The sequence below is a fragment of the Paraburkholderia sp. UYCP14C genome, from assembly GCF_004197395.1.
Classification (GTDB): Bacteria; Pseudomonadota; Gammaproteobacteria; order Burkholderiales; family Burkholderiaceae; genus Paraburkholderia.
This window is the reverse complement of the sequence record NZ_SELS01000202.1, coordinates 1-2,293: the sequence shown is the minus strand read 5'-3', so window position 1 is coordinate 2,293 and position 2,293 is coordinate 1. Positions and strand designations below refer to the sequence as shown.

At 61.3% G+C, this 2,293-nt stretch carries 2 protein-coding genes; both read left to right on the top strand.

What is annotated here, in order from left to right; genetic code table 11:
* Positions 1-197 (top strand): hypothetical protein (locus tag EVC45_RS46425; RefSeq protein WP_211193600.1); only part of this gene is annotated, 197 nt, incomplete at its 5' end.
* A 103-nt stretch (positions 198-300) separates the two neighbouring features.
* Entirely contained in the window at positions 301-1,728 is a 1,428-nt protein-coding gene (locus tag EVC45_RS46420; RefSeq protein ID WP_211193599.1) for a hypothetical protein, read from the top strand.
* The last annotated feature ends 565 nt before the right edge of the window (positions 1,729-2,293 follow it).

Genomic DNA, 2,293 nt, shown 5'->3' with positions numbered 1-2,293 from the left:
CCTCGCCAGCTCCGAAAGCCATTCCCGGTGGGGCTCGCAGACAAATTCGGCCCCTTCGGAAAACCCGCAATCAGTTGATGCACATGATCGTCAAGGGCCAATTGAACGATGGCGGCCCGACCGCTCGCTCTTACTGCGAAAGAACCTTCGGGATTTGCTCTGATAATTCGCCTTCTGCGGCGGGGGCTGCCAAATAACGGGTAAACAGGGAGTTTCTCAGAAAACGAATCGAGGAAAAGAATGCGGCCACTATCACCCGATTCAGCCCGAATCGCAAACGACCTGCTCGATGCAAACGACATGCTGCTCGATGCCAACGTTCCCTCTCAGGAAATAGCCGAAATCGTCAATTGGCGCCGCAACCCGCAAGGCCAAGGCGCGTTGGCGGAACTGGGTGCTATGGCACCCCCGTGGAGACGGGATTATCTGCCCTCCGATCCCACGCCCTATCAGATCGAGGATATCCAGCAACACCGCCTGAACCGTGCATCCGGCTCCTCCATGCCGCATGCTTCACTGCCGTCATCGTGTGCGCCCAGGGACGTCTCGCCTGACTCAACGGCCTTGCTGGCCTCACAATCCAGTGCATTCTTTGCGGCACGCATGCCGCACGACATAGCCAACGGTTTAAATCAGGCGCGAAGAGCCGCCGGAAAAAACAGCGCTGGCTATACGGTGGCAGAGATAACGCCGGTCGTTCGCGGTATTTTGGCCGCTCGCGGAATAGGCCCAGATCCCAGCATGGCTTCCGCCTTTCAATCAGCCATGAGCTTGCCGCCACAGGTACTGACGAGCGCCCTGATCCACAAGCACAATCCCCAGGACTTTTCCGGGCCGCCTTTGCCCACGGGTGAGTCTGTTGGCAGTAGGGCAACCGATTTCACCCATCCATCGAGCTATTCCCATGCCTCTGGACAATATCCGCCCCCCCCAGCCTCATCGTTCTCCGGTTCGGCGACGCACCGGACTATAACGCCGGCTCCCGCCAGCCAAGGTAAGGGGTGGGCTGCCCCCTATCCCCCCTCCTTACAGGCTTCTGGCTCCAGCACGACCCGATCAATTCCAAAATCCACGCAGTACTGGCGTCAGAAGGTGGTCGACCCGGCCACGGGCGAAACCGTGTCGAAATCCGCGCTGGCACAGCGTCAGAAGGTGGTCGACCCGGCCACGGGCGAAACCGTGTCAAAAGGCGCGCTGGCAAAGCGTCAGAAGGTGGTCGACCCGGCCACGGGCGAAACCGTGTCGAAAGGCGCGCTGCCACAGCGTCAGAAGGTGGTCGACCCGGCCACGGGCGAAACCGTGTCGAAATCCGCGCTGGCACGGCGTCAGAAGGTGGTCGACCCGGCCACGGGCGAAACCGTGTCGAAAGGCGCGCTGGCAAAGCGTCAGAAGGTGGTCGACCCGGCCACGGGCGAAACCGTGTCAAAAGCCGCGCTGGCACAGCGTCAGAAGCGTCGTCGCAGTGAACCGTTCCGGACAGAAGCTGACGGAAACCGATCCGCGCGGGCCCAGGAGAGGACTGAGAACCCGGCCGCCGCCGGCAGCGGCCGCCCGGTTGTGGCCCTGTCCAGCATGCAGGAGGCCGTGTCGCGGAGCTGGAATGCCGGGGACCGATTCTCCATTCCCAGCTTCGACGGCAATCCGCACGAGTTCACGGTCACCCGGAGCCGGCATGGCGGTGAAGAAGTTTATCGGGGAGATTTCCGGCTGCGCCTGAGAGGCGGGTAATTTTTTTCGGGGTGGTTTCTCCCGTCCGGGGGTGCCCCTTCTATGAGCAGAGAGTAGTCAAGGGCTTTCGCAAACTGGTGGACCGATACTGATCTCCAAGAGTTATCCACGGCCGGTCGGTGGGTCGCCTGTCTCGACCACGACGCCGACCGGCGGTGGATAACTCGTCTCGTTTTGAGGCCGGTTTCTTCTTGCGTCGATTGTGGCTCGCCAGCGTACAAGTGCATTTCGCGCCTAGTATTCCAGCGGATTTCTGCCGCCCGTCAACCATGACCGCGGTCTGGTCTACATCGTGGTCTGAAGCCGATCGTCGCGCCCGTGAGACTCCGACGTCGCTGGGTAGCCAGACGCGGTTGCCCGCGCCTAGCCCCCTAAGAACTGTACGTGCAAGTTTCCCCGCATACAGCTCAAGCCTCTGCAAAGGCATCTTTCGACGCCCGCTTTCACAACTGAGTTCCGGCGTAATTTTGAATTCCCCCCGATGGGCGGGCAAATTCCCCCACGGTGCCCACCGGCTCCGGGCTGCAAATTCCTCCACCCTGCCCACCGGCAAAGAGCAACCAGA